This window comes from Pararhizobium sp. IMCC21322 (assembly GCF_030758295.1).
Taxonomy (GTDB): Bacteria; Pseudomonadota; Alphaproteobacteria; order Rhizobiales.
In genome coordinates, this window is record NZ_CP132335.1 from 2771849 (window position 1) to 2789263 (window position 17415).

General features: G+C 53.2%; 12 protein-coding genes. 8 read left to right on the forward strand and 4 right to left on the reverse strand.

What is annotated here, in order from left to right; genetic code table 11:
- Positions 1 to 19 precede the first annotated feature (19 nt).
- The 5 genes from RAL91_RS13140 (at position 20) to pssA (ending at position 5618) form a co-directional block, all read left to right on the forward strand.
- Positions 20 to 1432, forward strand: a complete 1413-nt coding sequence (locus tag RAL91_RS13140; protein WP_306256663.1) for a LysM peptidoglycan-binding domain-containing protein — start codon at positions 20 to 22, stop codon at positions 1430 to 1432.
- 142 nt (positions 1433 to 1574) lie between these two features.
- Positions 1575 to 1952, forward strand: coding sequence for a helix-turn-helix transcriptional regulator (locus RAL91_RS13145; protein ID WP_306256664.1), 378 nt, complete (start codon positions 1575 to 1577; stop codon positions 1950 to 1952).
- A 67-nt stretch (positions 1953 to 2019) separates the two neighbouring features.
- Positions 2020 to 3951, forward strand: a complete 1932-nt coding sequence (locus RAL91_RS13150) for an ABC transporter ATP-binding protein/permease (protein ID WP_306256665.1) — start codon at positions 2020 to 2022, stop codon at positions 3949 to 3951.
- A 111-nt stretch (positions 3952 to 4062) separates the two neighbouring features.
- Positions 4063 to 4767, forward strand: a complete 705-nt coding sequence (locus tag RAL91_RS13155; RefSeq protein ID WP_306256666.1) for a phosphatidylserine decarboxylase — start codon at positions 4063 to 4065, stop codon at positions 4765 to 4767.
- A gap of 5 nt (positions 4768 to 4772) precedes the next feature.
- Positions 4773 to 5618: a CDP-diacylglycerol--serine O-phosphatidyltransferase gene (pssA, locus tag RAL91_RS13160; RefSeq protein WP_306256667.1), complete on the forward strand. Its 846-nt coding sequence runs from the start codon at positions 4773 to 4775 to the stop codon at positions 5616 to 5618.
- 20 nt (positions 5619 to 5638) lie between these two features.
- Here the strand turns inward: pssA and RAL91_RS13165 are convergent, their stop codons facing one another.
- The 4 genes from RAL91_RS13165 to RAL91_RS13180 all read right to left on the reverse strand — a co-directional run bounded on the left by RAL91_RS13165 (position 5639) and on the right by RAL91_RS13180 (position 11014).
- Positions 5639 to 8917 carry an efflux RND transporter permease subunit gene (locus tag RAL91_RS13165; RefSeq protein ID WP_306256669.1) on the reverse strand — a complete coding sequence of 1093 codons (3279 nt, stop codon included), beginning with the start codon at positions 8915 to 8917 and terminating at the stop codon, positions 5639 to 5641.
- On the reverse strand, positions 8914 to 10017 hold the full coding sequence (locus RAL91_RS13170) for an efflux RND transporter periplasmic adaptor subunit (protein ID WP_306256670.1): 1104 nt from the start codon (positions 10015 to 10017) through the stop codon (positions 8914 to 8916). The genes RAL91_RS13165 and RAL91_RS13170 overlap by 4 nt, the downstream gene beginning before the upstream one ends.
- A complete protein-coding gene (locus RAL91_RS13175) occupies positions 10017 to 10655 on the reverse strand; it encodes a PadR family transcriptional regulator (RefSeq protein ID WP_306256671.1) in 639 nt (212 codons plus the stop codon). Before RAL91_RS13175 ends, RAL91_RS13170 begins: the two co-directional genes overlap by 1 nt.
- Before the next feature lie 149 nt (positions 10656 to 10804).
- Positions 10805 to 11014, reverse strand: coding sequence for a hypothetical protein (locus RAL91_RS13180; protein WP_306256672.1), 210 nt, complete (start codon positions 11012 to 11014; stop codon positions 10805 to 10807).
- Between the two features lie 204 nt (positions 11015 to 11218).
- On the opposite strand from RAL91_RS13180, the gene RAL91_RS13185 reads away from it, so the two are divergent.
- The 3 genes from RAL91_RS13185 to RAL91_RS13195 all read left to right on the forward strand — a co-directional run bounded on the left by RAL91_RS13185 (position 11219) and on the right by RAL91_RS13195 (position 17411).
- Positions 11219 to 11842 (forward strand): LysE family translocator, encoded by a 624-nt coding sequence (locus RAL91_RS13185; RefSeq protein WP_306256673.1) that lies wholly within the window; start codon positions 11219 to 11221, stop codon positions 11840 to 11842.
- 50 nt (positions 11843 to 11892) lie between these two features.
- Positions 11893 to 12393 carry a pantetheine-phosphate adenylyltransferase gene (coaD, locus tag RAL91_RS13190; RefSeq protein ID WP_306256674.1) on the forward strand — a complete coding sequence of 167 codons (501 nt, stop codon included), beginning with the start codon at positions 11893 to 11895 and terminating at the stop codon, positions 12391 to 12393.
- 197 nt (positions 12394 to 12590) lie between these two features.
- Positions 12591 to 17411: a peptidylprolyl isomerase gene (locus RAL91_RS13195; protein WP_306256675.1), complete on the forward strand. Its 4821-nt coding sequence runs from the start codon at positions 12591 to 12593 to the stop codon at positions 17409 to 17411.
- The last annotated feature ends 4 nt before the right edge of the window (positions 17412 to 17415 follow it).

The window sequence follows — 17415 nt, forward strand, 5'->3', positions numbered from 1 at the left end:
TCAATACCAGACGAAAGCCTTGGAAAATCGGACTGCTCTGACCATGACGCTACATTCCAGAATTACCGATAGTTTGCACGCAATGAGGGCGCTTGGTGCTAACAAAACGGCTTTGACAGTTGCTGCTGTTTGCTGTGCCGCCGGGCTGGTGACAGCCGGTGTTCTGATAATGAGCGGCTCAGTCTCTCTAGAGAATATACGTCAGTCAGCAGCCAATGTTGGCAGGGCCAAGACCGTCGGGACGCAGATCCGGACCGCGTCTGAAATTGGGGAACCAGAGAACGAGCCAGAAATTGCGCAATCAGACGACAAGTCAGAAATTGTACAATCAGACGACAAGACTGAGCCCCAGCAAGCGGTTGCCCCGCCGACATTTGATATTGTCAGGGTCGAGCCTGACGGCAATGCAGTTCTGGCCGGCTTGTCAGCGCCTGGCAGCAAGATTGAAATAATGTCAGGCAATAAAGTGCTTGCCAGAGCGACCGCCAACTCCGCCGGAGAGTGGGCACTTGTGCTGGATGAACCATTGTCAGAGGGCGGACATCAGATTGCAGTTCGCAGTATCTCCAATGATACCGGAGAACCGTTGGTCTCGGTTCAAAATGTGACGGTTGCCGTGCCGGAGCAGGCTTTGGAATCCGCAATTGTCATGCTGGATCAACCGGGCGAACCCAGCGCAATCTGGCAGAGTCCGGCGACAACGATCAGGCCGGAAGCTTCAGAGCAGCCAGCGGACTTACCTGATGCGAGTTCATCGGCGAAGACCGTGCCTTCGGATTCAACCAATGAGGCGGGCGATGGTACGGATGCCTCTGCAACGGCTTCAGTGGAGCCTGTTCCTGAGCCAAAAGTGCCGGAGCAAGTGCAGGACGAGCCATTGGTGACGATTGAGGCGGTCGAAACCGAAGGAGAAGATGATTTACTGGTAGCAGGCGCATCACGGCCAAAAGCAAGCGTAAGGCTTTTTCTGGACAATAAGCTCATTGGAGAAACCGTTGCTGGCCCCGTGGGGCGTTGGCATTTCCACACAACCCAATCTGTGCCCAAGGGGCGATTGGTTCTGCGTGCAGAGCAGGTCGAGCGATCCAGCGGCGCTGTTCTGGCGCGCCGTGAAGTTCCCTTTGAACGAGACCCGAAGATTGTGGGGTCTCTGGCCGCAACCTTCGACCCGGATAACGCGATTGATGATGATATTCGCGGTGACACCGCAACGGGTCGGGACAACGCCAAAATCTCTCGTGAGATGATCAGACTTCAGCGGGTTGTGGTCGGCAGAGGAGATAATTTGTGGACGATTGCGCGGCGAATCTATGGAAGTGGTGTGCGATACACCATCCTTTACAGTGCAAATGAAGATCAGATTCGTGATCCGGCCACCATATTTCCAAATCAGGTGTTGGTTGTGCCGGAAGACAATTCTTTGGCAAACTGATTATTCATAGGGTCAGGCAGTAGGCAGGAATACCGGATTTATTGACGTTTTCTGTGTGATTGACCGGACTTCTGGCTTATGCACTTGATTGCTGCTGTGCGTATGCCATATTCATCGGTAACTAACGATGAAAGGGTGTTACGTGAAGCAGACTGCTCCATCAGCAGAAGTCTCACATGGGGAGAATGCCGCTGGCGGCGTCGCCGGGGATTGCGATATGGCCGTAGTCCTGCGTGCGCTGGGTCATCCTGCACGCCTTGAAATCATTCGCGCTTTGGCCTCCAAAGGCCGTTGTTTCTGTGGTGAGATCGTAGAGATGCTGCCACTGGTCCAATCCACTGTCTCTCAGCATCTGAAGGTGCTGAAAGACGCGGGATTGATTGTTGGTACGATCGACGGACCACGATCCTGTTACTGCCTCAACACGCAGAAACTCAAACATGCCAGTTCCTTGATCGCAGATTTGACTGCATCTGGTGAGGCCGTTGCGCCGAAAGAAGACAACAAAGAATTAGCCTAGGGTAAGGACCCGGTCCTCGCGCCGCATTTTCGGCGCTCATATATTTACAATCAGGAATTCTAACTACATGACTGCAATTGATGCGTCTGGCAAAGCCGACGATGCGGCCAAAAAAAACAAACAATCGGCCACGCAGATATCCACTGAAGACGGTGATCTGGTATCCACAATCCGGAATCTGTGGCCTTATATGTGGCCGTCAGATCGACCAGAGCTGAAGCAACGCGTCTGGTTGGCGTTTGCTGCGCTGGTTGTCGCTAAAATCGTTACCGTATTTGTGCCATTTCTCTACAAATATGCCACCGATGCACTGGCCGGGAATGATGAGGAAATTGCCTTTTTGCCTGCGTTTTTGCTGGTTCCGGTCATGCTGGTCATTGCCTATGGCGTTGGCCGTATTCTGATGATTGGCTTTACCCAGCTCCGTGATGGGCTGTTTGCTAGGGTCAGCCAACATGCCGTCCGCAGTCTTGCGCGCAAGACGTTTGTTCACATGCATGACTTATCCTTAAGGTTCCATCTGCAACGCCGCACAGGCGGCTTGTCGCGGATCATCGAACGCGGCACCAAGGGAATTGAAACGGTCGTCCGCTTTACAATTCTTGCCTCGTTCCCAACCGCACTGGAATTTATTTTCATGGCCGGTGTGGTTGGCTACCATTTCAACATGACTTATCTGGCCGTGATTGTGGTCATGATCGTTGTCTATGTCGTCTTTACCATCTTGGCTTCGAACTGGCGCATCGCAATCCGCCGCGAAATGAACAATGCCGATACGGAGGCCAACAGCAAGTCTGTCGACAGTCTGCTCAATTATGAAACGGTCAAATATTTCAGCAATGAGCAGATGGAAGCCGGACGGTTCGATGAATCCATGGAAGGTTATGAGGGCGCTGCAGTCAAGACAGCCACATCTCTGGCCTGGCTGAATTTCGGCCAGACCCTCATTTTTTCAATCGGAATGGTTGTGTGCATGGCCATGTCGGCGAATGCCGTAGTGGCGGGTACACAGACGCTGGGCGACTTTGTGCTGATCAACGCGCTTTTGATCCAGCTCTACATTCCCCTGAATTTCATCGGTTCGATCTATCGGGAAATCAAACAGGGATTTGTGGATATTGAGGCGATGTTCAATCTTCTTGGGGTCGCGCCCGAAGTGGAAGACAAGCCCGATGCGCCAGATGTGATCATCAATAATGCGACCATCCGATTTGAGGATGTGCGGTTTCACTATGATGAAAACAGGGCAATCCTGAAAGGCGTGGATTTTGAAGTACCCGCTGGTCAGACGGTTGCGATTGTTGGGCCCTCCGGTGCAGGTAAATCCACTATTTCTCGTTTGTTGTTCCGGTTTTATGATGTGACAGGTGGTCGGATTCTTATTGATGGCCAGGATGTGCGCGACGTAAGCCAGACCTCTGTCAGACAGCAAATCGGCATGGTTCCGCAGGATACGGTTCTGTTCAATGAATCGATTGCTTACAACGTACGCTATGGTCGCCCTGATGCCACCGATGATGAAGTCAGGCAGGCAGCTGAAATGGCGCAAATCTCTGATTTCATCAAAAGCCTGCCCGATGGTTTTGATACAGAAGTCGGCGAGCGCGGGTTAAAATTATCCGGTGGCGAAAAGCAACGTGTTGCCATCGCCAGAACCATACTGAAAGCCCCGCCAATCCTGATTTTGGATGAAGCGACATCTGCTCTCGACAGCCACACTGAACAGGAAATTCAAAGTGCACTTGATCAGGTGTCGAAAGGTCGCACGACGCTTGTGATTGCTCACCGCCTGTCGACGGTGGTCAGCGCGCATGAAATCATAGTTCTGGATAGCGGCATGATCGCTGAGCGTGGAACCCATCAGGAATTGCTGTCGCAGGACGGCATTTACGCGTCCATGTGGAACCGTCAACGGGAAGTGAATGAAGCCGCCGAACGTCTGCGTAAGGCTCGCGAATCCGATGACCGTGGTTTTGTCGGATCGCTTGTAGCCGAGTAGTTGGAAATTTACTCTTCTCCCACATCTGATTTGCAACTGGATATTGAATGTGCATGTCTGGTAAAGGGTGACAAGGCCACACCCGGTCGGAACAGGTAACGCAGTATCATCATGAGCACTATCGTAGACAGTATCCGCAACTCATTTGTTCCCATTCACAAAGAGGGATACCTATTTATTGCCATTGCCGCGTTTCTGGCGCTGGTGCTTGGATGGCTTTGGTCGCCCTTGTTCTGGATTTTTGGGATACTGACCGCCTGGGTTGCATATTTCTTTCGGGACCCGTCCCGGGTGACACCCATTGACGAGCGTTTTGTCATTAGCCCGGCCGATGGACGCGTTTCCGCGATTGGCCAGTTCGTGCCGCCGCCGGAACTGGAATTGGGCACACAGGCACTGGACCGTATTTCGATTTTCATGAATGTATTCAATTGCCACGTAAATCGCTTGCCGATGAGTGGCCAGATTACGCGTATTGCCTATACGCCCGGAAAATTCCTGAATGCGGAGTTGGATAAGGCCAGCGAGCACAATGAGCGTAACAGCCTGGTTGTGAATACACGCTACGGCAAAGTTGGTGTTGTGCAGATTGCAGGTCTGATTGCACGCCGTATTGTCTGCTGGTCCAGGGAAGGGCAGGACATGACCGCCGGAGAGCGGTTTGGTCTGATCCGGTTTGGATCACGACTGGACGTTTATTTGCCACGTGGAACCTCAACCCGTGTTGCCATGGGCCAGACTGCAATAGCAGGCGAAACGGTTCTTGCGGTATTTGAGGACGGTGGCGCACATGAATTACAGTCTCGCGTGGATTGATTGACATGAGCGGACCATTTCAGCCTCTGGACCCGGATGACAAGGATGGATTGGGCCGTAATCTGGTCGATCCAGTAAAGAAGCGACCCATTTCCCTGCGTGCCATATTGCCAAATATGGTGACACTACTGGCACTATGCGCCGGATTGACCTCAATCCGTCTGGCGATGGAGGGGCGTTTTGAATTTGCCATTTTCGCCATGGTGCTCGCAGCTGTACTGGATGGACTGGATGGCCGTGTTGCGCGGCTTTTGAAGTCCAGCTCCAAATTGGGGGCCGAGCTGGATTCCCTTACAGATTTTGTGAATTTTGGCGTTGCGCCGGGCATGATCCTGTATCTTTGGCTGCTGCATGATTTGCGGTCGCTTGGGTGGATTGCTGCGCTGGTGTTCGCCATTTGCATGGCGCTGCGTCTGGCGCGATTCAACGTAGCCAATGCCTCAAAAAGCAAGCGCAACAAATCTGATGAGTGGCAGGATAATTATTTTACAGGTGTTCCCGCTCCGGCAGGTGCCATGTGTGCTTTGCTGCCCTTGTCGCTTCAGAAAATCGGTGTGCCCATCGATGCGGACTGGTCCTTTGTCATTCTGATCTACGTTCTGTGCATCGGTTTTCTGGTCGTAAGCACTGTCCCGACATTCTCGGGTAAGAAATTGGGCTCTGGCATTCCCCGTGATTTTGCGCTTCCCCTGATGGTGGGGCTGGTCTTGTGGGCTGCATTGCTGGCAAGCTACCCGTTTACTGTCGTCACCATCATGACCTTCATCTATCTGGGGCTGCTGCCTGTTGGAATTCGCAGTTTCCGTAAAAAAATGGCGGCTGAACAACAGCCGCCATCGTCGCAAGAGTAGGGATTTCAGGAATTGAGCTTTTACTCCGCCGCTTGTGGGAGGGGGCGCTCTTGAGGCGTAGTTTCGTCCCGCATTGGGAAGGGACGAATGTCCGCCGTTTCTCGCCTTCCGGTCTCCCGCGTGTCGCTGTTTTTGTCTCTCAGGCGATGGTACAATTCAACGAAATTGGTTGGCATGGACAGCAGCACCGGCACCAGCAATAGCGTCAGTAGTGTTGAGAATGCCAGACCGGCAATGATTGCCGTGGATAGCTGGACCCACCAGATCGACGTAATTCCGCCAACCGATACGACGCGATTGAAGAAGTCGAAATTCACCTGAGTGGCCATCGGGATCAGGCCGGCAATTGTTGTGATTGTGGTCAGCAAAATAGGTCGCAACCGCTGAGCACTGGTCTTCAGGACAGCTTCCTTCGGTGGCGCGCCCTCCTGGCGCAATCGATTATAAGTATCGATCAGAACAATAGCGTTGTTCACCACAATACCGGCAAGCGCCACCACGCCGGTACCTGTCATGATGATTGAGAACTTCTGGCCCGTTACCATCAGGCCAATCAAAACGCCAACCACAGCCAATATCACAGTCATCAACGTGATGGCCGTCTGATAGAAGGAGTTGTACTGGGTTACCAAAATGATGAACATCAGGAACAGAGAGACAAGCGCCGCTTTTTGCAGAAAGGCACCAGCTTCCTTTTGTTCTTCATCGGCCCCCCGGAAGCGCATCTGAACTGTGTCGGGCCAGCTCTGCTCATCGAGCCATTGCTGTAACTCGGTAACCTTTGCATCAGGTAAGACGCCACTATTGGGCGCAATATTAGCCTTGATATCCATGGCATACAGCCCGTCACGACGGGTGATGGTAGATACTTTCGGCACGGCTTCGCGAGTGACGAAGTTTGAAATTGGGACCTGACCGTTTGTCGTCCGTAGTTTCAACTTGTCCAATTCATCGAAGCTGCGCTGGTTTTCTGGCAAGCGGACGCGGATGTCGATTTCATCTTCGGAATCATCGGGTCGATAAGTCCCGATCATCACGCCATTGGTTACCAACTGAACCATTGCACCCACAGAACCGATCCCCGCATTGAACCGACCAGCCTCTTCCCGATCAATATCAAGCTGCCACTCGATGCCGGGAAGGGGACGACCATCCTCAATCTCAATGAGATCGCTCATCGTCTCCACTTGACTGCGAACCTGTGCAACCGCAGTGACCAGCTGGTCATAATCTGTGGATTTGATTTCCAGACGTAAATCCTTGCCGGTAGGTGGGCCACCCTCGACTTTACGGATTTCGACCGAAATTCCGGCCATGTCAGCTGTTCTGGATCGGATTTCATCAAAGATATCGATCGCCTTGCGGCGGCAGCAATAATCTTCCAACTCAATGTTGATCTCACCGATCACATCAGCAGGTTTATCCTGAACGCCGCCAATGGCATCTCCGCCACCACCGCCGCTGCCGGCGGTTGCAGATGCAACCGCATTACGGACGCCAACAGTCTGGAGAATCTCACCTTCAACTTCACGCACCAGATCATCAATTTCAAGAATTGACATGTTGCCGCGGCCGGTAACCAGAACAATGGCCTGATCCGGCTCTTCCTCGACGAAAAATTCCTCACCGGCATTGTTGGATCCAAATGCAACAAAGACGCCCACAACGATTGCCACTGCCACTGTGAGGGTAATCAGATTACCGGTCACAGAGCCGGAAATCCGGTTCAGGAAACGCAGGTAAATTCCTGTGATACCTTTCATCTCCGCAATGTTCAGATCGGCATTTGCATTCATCTGTGCTGCTTGCTTCGCTTCCTCCTGCGAGGCTTTGTTTCGACCAATCAGACCACCAGTAACAGGCAGGAAGATCATCGCCGTGACAAGCGCCGCTGACAGAACGATCACCACCATAATCGGCAGATAGCTCATGAATTCACCGGATACGCCGGGCCAGAGCAACAGCGGCAGGAATGCCGCCAGTGTCGTCCCGGTGGAGGATACAATCGGCCAAAGCATGAGTTTTGCCGCGCGAATATAGGCTTCACGCCGATGCATGCCTTCCGATATTTTTCGGTCGGCATATTCCACAATCACAATGGCGCCATCCACAAGCATACCAACGGTCAGCACAAGGCCGAACATGACCATCATATTTACAGTCATGCCAAGGCCCCCAAGAATGAGAAAGCCTGTCATGAAGCTGGTTGGAATCGCCAGACCGACCAGGATGGCGGAGCGCACGCCCAAGGCTGCCAAAACAACAATCATCACCAATACGATGGCGGTCATGATTGAGGATTGCAAAGAGCCCTGAACTTCCTTGATGAAGTTGGATTGATCGAGCATGAAATCAATCTGAATGGCATCGGGCCACTCAGATGTAAATTCAACCACCTTTTCTCGTACAGCGACATTGTTTTCGATGATGTTCGTGCCCAGGCGCTTCACAACGCTGATCGCAATGGCTTGTTTGCCATTGATGCGGGTAAAGCCACTGGGGTCTTTGAACGTGCGACGGATTTCCGCCACATCAGACAGCGTTACAACACCTTCACCATTCTGTTTGATTGGGAGCGAGTAGACATCTTGAGCGGTCTCAATGAGGCCTGGCACCTTGACGTTAAACCGTCCTCTGCCGCTATCCAGAAACCCGGCTGCCACCAACTGGTTGTTGTTGGACAGGGACGTCAGTAATTCCTGCTGAGTGATATCATAGGATTCAAGCCGCATCATATCGATGATGACTTCAAGCTGCTCTTCTCTGTGACCGTTCAGATTTGCTTCCAGGACAGTGGGAATGGATTCCAATTCATCCTGCAGCAAGCGGGCATGACGGAACAGGGTCCGCTCCGGAACATTACCGGAAAGCGCGACAAATATGGTTGGTTGTAGCGAGAAATTAGTCTCGAATATCTGCGGTTCATTGGCATCATCCGGCAATTCCGCCTGAGCCTGGTCCACCTTGTCGCGGATATCAGCAAGTGCCTTTTCCTTGTTGAAGTCTATGTTGAATTCAAGAACGATGCCCGCATGGCCCTCAGAGGCCACAGCTGTCAATTCTTTCAACCCATCAAGGCCACGCAACGATGTCTCCATAGGACGGACCAGAAGACGTTCTGAATCTTCAGGGGAAATGCCTTGCTGCCCGATGGAAACATAGAAGACCGGTACATCAATGTCCGGATTGGCTTCCTTGGGGATAGCAATATAGGTGAACGCACCAGCCAGGATCATCACCAGCATCAGTGTGAGAACGGTCCGTGGACGGCGTAAAATGCTATCAAGTGCTGATATCATTGTGCGGCCTCCGCAAATACAGGTTCAACGGGTTGGCCATCGACGACATATTCCTGACCAACGGCAATAACCGTTATGCGCTCCGGCAGGCCGCCAGCCCATACACCGTCCATGCTTTCGCCAAGGATGGCGATTTTTTGAAAGTAGTTCGTTCCCTGATCAAGATCGACCAGTCGAATGCCTACATCGCCGGCATCGCTCAGTGTCAGCATGCTGGGTGCCAGCAAATGGGCAGAGACTGCTTTCAAGGGAATATTTGCGGTTGCGGTCACACCATCGCGGATGGCGTTGTCACTATTCGGCATTGTAATATCGACTCGAAAAGTCCGCGTGGCCGCATCCGCTGCTGCAGAAATGTAGCTGACCGTTCCGGTTCTCGTTTCCCCGGTGATCAAACTGATGTCCGCTTGCTGCCCAATTGATAGATTCCCGATGTCTCTTTCAGAAACCTGCCCGGTTACCAGCATTGGGTCGGTGTCAATCAAAGTTGCACACACGCCGCCAACCGAGAGCAGATCGCCATTTTCTACCAACGGCTCCTGAACGATGCCCGCAACGGTCGCTCTAATTTCAATACGATCCAGTTCCTGTTCCGCCTCTTGCAGGGCGGCTTTGGCCGAATCAAGGGTCGCTTTCAGTGCCGCCACCTGATTGGTTGCGGCAAACCCGCGCTCTTGCAGTTTTGCGTTTGCAGAATAGTCTGCCTGGGTCTGTTCCAACGTCGCTTTCGCCTGAAGAACACGCGCTTCTCTTGCGCCTGTGTTCAGTCGGCACAAAAGATCGCCCGGCATGACGTGATCTCCAAGAATCACCAGGCGCTCGGCAACGATTGCATTGGTTTCCGCGCGCACAGAAATAGTGGCGTCAGCTTCCGTCCGGCCTCGGATCTCCAATTGACGTTGCCGTTCAGCGGCCTCCAATGTGACGACCCGTACCGAAACCTTCTGCAACGCGCTTTCCTGACGTTCGGCAATGCTGACCGCATCAGCACTTGCGGTAGCCTGACCGCCTATATTGAATCTGCCTGTGCCCATCCAAACGCCAATTCCGACGAGCACAAGTGTCGCTGTCAGATATGATTTGTTGATTCGAAAAGCCATCACTGGGCTCCTGTCAGATGCGCCGATTTTGGGAGAGTGTCGGCATCGTGTTTATCATTTGACGGTTCTGATCCGGGGTTTCTTCTGGTGCCTGCACAGGCTTCCAGTTCTGCGCGGGTGTCTTCCAAAAATTTCAGGGATTGAGACATGCAATGCATGCCGTAACGGGCAGCCCAAAGGAAACTTGGATGAACACTGTTGGCCTCGATCTGCTCGATCATGCTCAATTCCTGCTGCAGTTGTTTCTTATGTGTATCTATGGCTCTGGTGACGGCCTCATGCGGCAACATTTCCGCAGAAATAGCGATCATCAAAAATTCGGACCTGAAAACATCGGGTGAGGGTGGTTCCTGAAGGGATTTGATCAACTCTTCCCGGCCAGCGGCGTTGATTGAATAAATCTTGCGTGCTGGCTTGCCTTGCTGCGTTTCTTCACGGCATGACACCATTCCTTCACTCTCCAGCTTGTTAAGCGCTGGATAGATGGAGCCATAGCTCGCGTCGACGAAATGACTGTATTTGCCATCAATCGACATTTTCCGGATTTCATATCCGGTTGCATCTTCAAAGTTGAGAATACCAAGGCAAAGCGTTCTGACGTTCATGACAAGCCGTTCAAAAAGGGGGCTCGCCAGCACGATCATATGCTTGGCGAGTATATATCATTTCGATATACTTTCGACAGACATATTCCTAACAGACATATACGTCAAGTTTTGTCAGCATGAACTTGCCAGCTGACAAAATGCAGACGGGTCAGGCAAAAATTGGAAAACAGTGTGGTCGCTCAGCGTTTGCGGCGTAGCTCGATGACGTTGCTGGAGACCGGAGGGCGCTGATGCGTGTCATCTTCAGAGGTGGGAGATGTCTGAGGTTCTGGAACCTGATATTTTTCAGTGGTCATTCTCAGGAATGCCCGCAAAGTCGCGATACGTTCATCCATCATCCGTTCGAAAAACGGGTCCTTGGTGGAAAGTCCATTTGGCGAACGGTTCATCTGAAATGCCTGTGTAGAAGCCAGTCTGAACGTCATTAGCCGGTTTATGGTTAGTTTTATCTTAAGATCGTGGACCGGTAGATTCTGGATGCGGACACTGACCGTGGAAAAATCGGGTTCAAATGTTGCGCAGGTCATGTCCATTTGGTTCAGTATTTGTTAGAAACTTTGCCGAGGCGATAATTTGGCAGTTTTGGCGGGCGTATGATTGACGGAAATCTTTATCTCACTTTCGTGGTAGCTTGTATTGCCGTTGTGATTGTTCCTGGACCAACCGTAACTGTTGTCATTGCCAACAGTATGAGAAGTGGTGCCGGGGCAGGCCTTGCAAATGTGGCGGGGACGCAATTCGGCCTGGCACTGACAATACTCGTCCTGGCTTTTGGCCTGTCTGCAGTCATAGCGTTTGTTGGTGAGGCGTTTGTCTTTATAAAGCTCATTGGTGCCGCTTACCTCATCTGGCTTGGTATTACCCTCTGGCGTAATAAGAAGAGCTTTGGACAGGTTGAATCAGCACGTGAGAAGACGACATTCAAACGCATGTTCTTGCAGGGTTTTCTGGTTATTCTGACCAACCCCAAAAGCCTCTTTTTCGTCGGTGTTTTCATCCCGCAATTCATCGATCCAACGCGAGATGCGGTTATGCAGACATTGATTTTGGGTGGTACGTTCATGGTTGTCGCAACCCTGCTGGATGGCAGCTACGCAGTTTTGGCTGGCCGCGCTGGACGGTTGTTAACGGCAACTCGCATTCGCCTTCTGGAACGTATAAGTGGAACATTGTTGATTTCAGGTGGCGTCTGGATGGCGCTCCAGAAACGTGCCTGACATCGCAAATTTTGCGTCTCGATTGATGCCAGCCTGATCGGAAAACTGAAATGAGTAGAACAGTTCTTTATCCAGGGTCTTTTGATCCTGTCACAAATGGACATCTGGATGTTTTGAGGCAGGCATTGAATCTGGCCGACCGTGTGGTTGTCGCTATTGGAATTCATGCCGGTAAGAAACCACTCTTTTCTTACGAAGAGCGGCAGTCGCTGATTGCAGGAGCAATTGAGCAGTCCGAGTTCTCGGCCGAACAGTCGCGGGTGTCTGTCGTCGGGTTTTCTGGTCTTAGCGTTGATGCCGCTATAGAGAGCGACGCACAATTCATGGTTCGGGGACTGCGCGACGGCACTGATCTCGACTATGAGATGCAGCTATGTGGCATGAATGGTGCGATGATGCCCCAGATCGGAACTGTTTTCCTGCCTGCCAGTCCTGCTGTTCGCCCAATTACTGCCACGCTTGTCCGCCAGATCGCGGGCATGAAGGGCGATGTATCAAGCTTTGTGCCGAAACATGTCGCCGATGCTCTATCTCGGAAATTTCAGAGTTGATGCCAAAGAATATGAAAAGTCCTTGGTTGAGAATATGTTGCGGGCTGTTGCTCGCGTTTGTGTTGGCGGTTCCCGGTGTCGCGCAGGAGGTGGCGCCCAAGCTTCCGCCTGTGCCGCGGCCACTTCCGCCGCTACCGAAGGTCGGAGCACCTCAGCCAGATTTCATAAATCCGACAAGACCCGCAAACAATCTTGATTTGCCTGAACGAACAGAGCCTGTCGCAACTGTTGCAACTGCCGATCTGAAAAACCGCATTGTTATCGAGCTGGAAGGAAATCTGGTAACCATTGATTTGCGGCCAGACCTTGCACCGGAGCATATTGAGCGCATCAAGCAACTTATTCGTCAGGACTTTTACGATGGGCTGTCCTTTCACCGCGTCATCAGTGGTTTCGTGGCGCAAACAGGAGACCCGACAGGTTCTGGTATGGGGAGCTCGGACTTGCCCGATTTGGACGCTGAGTTCAGTGATGAACGATTCCTCCGCGGTACGGTCGGTATGGCGCGTGGTGAAGACCCGGACAGCGCCAATTCACAGTTTTTCATCCTGCTTGGTGATGCGCCATGGCTCGAGGGCGAGCACACAATTATCGGACGAGTGACCAGCGGTCTGGACCAGATTGACCGTTTGAAAACCGGTACAAAGCCAGACAATGGACTGGTTCGAAACCCCGACAGGATGGTCGCCCTGCGCATTGCGGGGGATGTCGACGATCGACGATTGTTTGCGATTGCAACCAATGCAGCGGCCAACGCTGCGGCAAATTTAGCACAGGACAGGGCAGCAGCTGCCGTTATTGCTGCGCAAAAAGCCGAAACGGCTTCCCACTATTCTGACGAAACCCGTCTGACGGCAGAACTGGCCGATGACGAGGTAGCGATTAAGACTGCAGCAGAAGAAGAAGCCCTATTCGCCGTTCAGGATACTCAAACCACACTGAGCAGGGCACAGGCAGCGCTTGGGCTTACGCGTGATCGGCTGCTGCGTGCGCGAAACAGACTTGTCGTGGCAGAAACCCAATTGGCAGAACTGTCGAACGGCGCGGTGCTGACTGCCGCCGGACAGACAACTGCAGAAGCAAATCTGGAGGCTGCGCGAGCCGTTGCTGAAGCAGCAGAAAACGCTTTCCTGGAGGCAACACAGATATCGGATGCGGCGACTAGCCAATCTGAACAGGCGTCTGCTGCTTTGGAAACGGCGAGGGCAGCCGTCACCTCTGCGCGGCAAGTCCTGGATAATATTAAGCTGAAAGAGGCCCGACAGGCCCTTCAAACAGCAAGCGCTGAACGTGCGGCCATTGCTGTCAGGTTGCAGGAAGCAGAGACAAAGGTAGCGCAAGACGTGCAAATCGTTGCTGATGCTGCGCGGATATTCGCGACAGCGCAGGATGCATTGCAAGCTGATCTTTCCGATGCCAGCGCCGTCAAAGGCCCGGCTGAGCAGGCAACTGCGGTGGCCGGTGACGCCAAGCGTGCTCTGGCGGATGCTGAACAGCAATTGGCCTCTGCTCAATTGGCTCTGGCCGAGGCCATTGCGGCTAAAAACCAGGCCGTTGCCGAACAGAATGAAGCTGATAGTGGGGTTCTGAGCGCACAGGCAGATGTCGTGGCTGCGCGGGAGGCTGAGCAGGTGGCAACCCAGGCGGAAGCTGATGCTTCACAGCGCGCAGCCTCTGCTGCGGAGACGCTCTTATCTGCCCAGGAAACTGCCCGTAATGCACAAGAGCAATTTGATGCGGCTACGGCTCTGTTTGAAGCTGCAGAAAACAAAGTTGAAGAGAAGGAGCAGCAGTTTGAGGTTGCGCAGACGACGCTTGCGCAATCGCAAGCAGGCCTTAGCATCAGCGAAGACCGGGTATCAGATGCACTTGCAGCTGAAGATGCTGCCGCCAGGACATTGTCGGATGCTGAGAACAGTCTGAATGCTGCAAAGGCACAATTGACAAGCGCCTCAGATGAGTTGATGGCGTCTACATCGATCGAAAACATAATCAGTATTCAGGTTGAATCCAAACAGGCATCCCTGGCAGCAGCGCAAAGAACGGCAGATGCGGCGCAGCAAACGCTTGAACAAATCCGTTCTCAGCTATCTGAAAAAGATCGCCAGGCTGCAGATGCTGCCCAACTTGTTACGGTTGCGGAAAGTGCACTTGCCGATGCCGAGATCAATTTGACAAATGCACAGGAAGCTTCACTAGCGGCGACCGGCGAGCGGGAAGCCGCCGTGAATGGTAGTCAGGCGGCTCGTGAGGCATCAGGTCGGGCTGAGGCTGTTTTAGCCGAAGCTGAACAGTTGGTAGCAACCACTTCGAGCGCCGAGCAGGCAGCTATCCTGCGAAGCAGTCGCGATGCTGAAGAGCTGGCACTGATAAAACAGAATGCCGAACAGGCTCAGTCGGCCTATGAAGCTGCCCTTGCGGCGGTTGAGGCCAATCAGGAAGCGATTAAACAAAATACCGAGCGGGTAGAAACCGCAAATGCTGATCTCATCGATGCTGAATCCGCACTGGACGCAACGCGCGCGTTTGCTCGGGAGGCGGAGGCAGAGAATGCGGCGGCTCAGGAAACGGTTCGGCAATTTGAGGCTCAACGAGCCGCAGCACAGGCAGAATTAACCCGAGGCTCTGACGCGTTTGCAACTGCGTCGGCTGCAAAAGCCGAGATACAGCTTCAACTTGAAACTGCCATGACAGCTTCTGAAGAAGCGCGTGCAATTGTCGAACAGACCAGCGCAGCAATGAACGCTGCAACAGCTGCGAACGAGGCAGCTAACGAGGTTGTGGCAGCGGCAGAAGGGACTTTGAATTCCGCCCGGACGAACTTTGACGCCGCCGTTTTGAACCCAGCCAATAATGAAGACCTGTTGGCTCCCTACATCGCAGCGGTCGAGTTTTCAACGGATGCACTGGAAACCGCAAAAACAGCTGCAGAAACCGCCCAGCAGAGCGCCTTGGATGCAATCAGCGCCAATGATCAGGCCGTTGCAAGGCTTGGAGCTGCACAAAGTGTCGCGGAAGCAGCCACGTCTGATATGGAAGCTGTGGACGATTTGTTGGAGGAGGCGTCTGCGGCCCAAAGAACAGAAGAGCTTGCCGTTGCTCAGATTGAGGCCGAGCTATCCAATGCGGTGAAGACGGCAGCAGCGACGCAGGCAGCGCTTGAGGACGCCACAAATCAAGTATCGTCTGACGAGGCTGCCTTGTCTGCAGCGCGTACCGAGGTCAATGAGTCCCAGGGCGCGCTGGATGCCAGTGATGCCGCTCTCATTGCCGGGAACGAAGCTTTGATCAATGCGTCATCCAGAGCTGAGACCGCCATTTTGCGGGTCGCGGAAGCAGAAGCAACATTACAGGCTGCGCGTGATGGAGAGACGGTGGCGACAGCCGCCAAGGAGGAGGCACTGCAGGCAGAAAAAGCAGCGAGACAAGGTTTTGAGGCGGCAAATGACGATTTGCGAGAAGCCCTGGCCTTGGCATCTACTGCAACATCGAATGAAACGCTGGCGTCTGAAGCGCTGAACAAAGCCACGCTGTTGCTTGAAGAAGCTCAGAACGATCTGCAAAACGCCAAAGCCACCCTTGAAGCCTCGCTGGCTGACCCGAACCAGATCAGGAGCACTTCCATTGACGTTGCTGCAAGCACAGATGATGCCAAAAATGTAGTAAATGGTTTGCAGGCAGAACTTGAGGCGCTGCAGTTGGATTTGGCAGATGCTGCCGTCACCAGGGATACGGCGGAGAAATTGCGCGATGCAGCAATTGCCAATGAGGCCGCAAAGCAAGGATCTCTTGCAACAGCAATCGAGCTGTCCGAGCAGGCAAAAGCTGCGAAGGCGGAAGCGCTGCTGCAACGTGACGCTGATCGGGCGCTGGTGTCTGGTTTCACTGCGGACTTGCAAGCCGCAGAAACAGAGTTGAGCCGTGCCAATTCGGAGTTTCTCAACGTTGAAGAAGCTCTTGCTCAACAAACTGACGGGCTTGATGCTGCAAGACTTTCAGTGGTGCGCGCTGAATCTGACCTGCTGTTGGCCACCCAACAGGCAGAGAACGCTATCACGGTTTTAGAGGAAGCAGGAGAAGCTGTGATTGAGGCGCAACAGGCGCTCGACGTTGCGATTTTGAGGGCTGAAACAGCTGCCGAAAATGTAACAGAGGCGCTGTCCCTGGAAGATGCTGTTCTGCAACAAGTAGCACAGGCCACCCAAATTGTTGTCGATGCGAATGATACACTGAGAGTGGCGGAACGCAGCCTTACGCAGGCGCTTGCCGAAACCGATGAAAAGGACCGCGCAGCCGCGTCCGCAGCGGAGGTCGCCGAGAATGCGAATGTTTCGCTGGAACGGGCAGAAGCGGCCTTGAACGCTTCAGAATTGGCTCTGGCAGAAATGCAGCAGGCGGATGCAGATGCTGATAATCGCGAGGAGCAGGCTGAAGCAATTGCTGTGGCGACACAGGAAGCTCATGATCTGGCCTCCTCAAATCTGGCATCAGCGATGCGGGTTGAAGAACAGGCTCGTGAGACCGCAAGTGAGGCTTCCGCAAATGCAGAAGCTGCACTGGCCGCCAAGCAGGTTGCACAACGGGCCCTGAACTCCGCAATGCAGCAAGTGGAAGTACGCCAACAAAGGTTGGTGGCCTCATCGCAGAGCAATCAAAATGCAAGCCAGGCTGCAGACCGCGCGATTGCAGAGTTGGCCCTGGCGCAACAGGAGGTCGCGAATTTGGAAGATCTTGCGGCAGCTGATGAGGTAACCTTGCAAAATGCCTCACAAGCCCTTGCTGCCGCTCAGGAACGCTTGATAATCGCGCAGCTTGATAAGCGGGAAGCCTTGAGTGTACAGACTGTCGCGAGATCGCAAGCGTCTGCCGCAGAACTTGCTCATGCAAACGCATTGGCGGCTCTCAGCGCTGCAAACCTTGCCAGTGCGCGTGCTGCCAATGATTCATCGGAAAAGCGCGCAAAAGCCAATGCTGCAGCGGCAGCCTCCGCCGCTGACATACCTCTCTTTCAACGATAAATTT

Bases quoted from the DNA above. Each gene is read 5' to 3' on its own strand.
- RAL91_RS13150 (WP_306256665.1), top strand. From the start codon at position 2,020: ATGACTGCAATTGATGCGTCTGGCAAAGCCGACGATGCGGCCAAAAAA.
- RAL91_RS13155 (WP_306256666.1), top strand. From the start codon at position 4,063: ATGAGCACTATCGTAGACAGTATCCGCAACTCATTTGTTCCCATTCAC.
- pssA (WP_306256667.1), top strand. From the start codon at position 4,773: ATGAGCGGACCATTTCAGCCTCTGGACCCGGATGACAAGGATGGATTG.
- RAL91_RS13165 (WP_306256669.1), bottom strand. From the start codon at position 8,917: ATGATATCAGCACTTGATAGCATTTTACGCCGTCCACGGACCGTTCTC.
- RAL91_RS13170 (WP_306256670.1), bottom strand. From the start codon at position 10,017: ATGGCTTTTCGAATCAACAAATCATATCTGACAGCGACACTTGTGCTC.
- RAL91_RS13180 (WP_306256672.1), bottom strand. From the start codon at position 11,014: ATGAACCGTTCGCCAAATGGACTTTCCACCAAGGACCCGTTTTTCGAA.
- RAL91_RS13185 (WP_306256673.1), top strand. From the start codon at position 11,219: ATGATTGACGGAAATCTTTATCTCACTTTCGTGGTAGCTTGTATTGCC.
- coaD (WP_306256674.1), top strand. From the start codon at position 11,893: ATGAGTAGAACAGTTCTTTATCCAGGGTCTTTTGATCCTGTCACAAAT.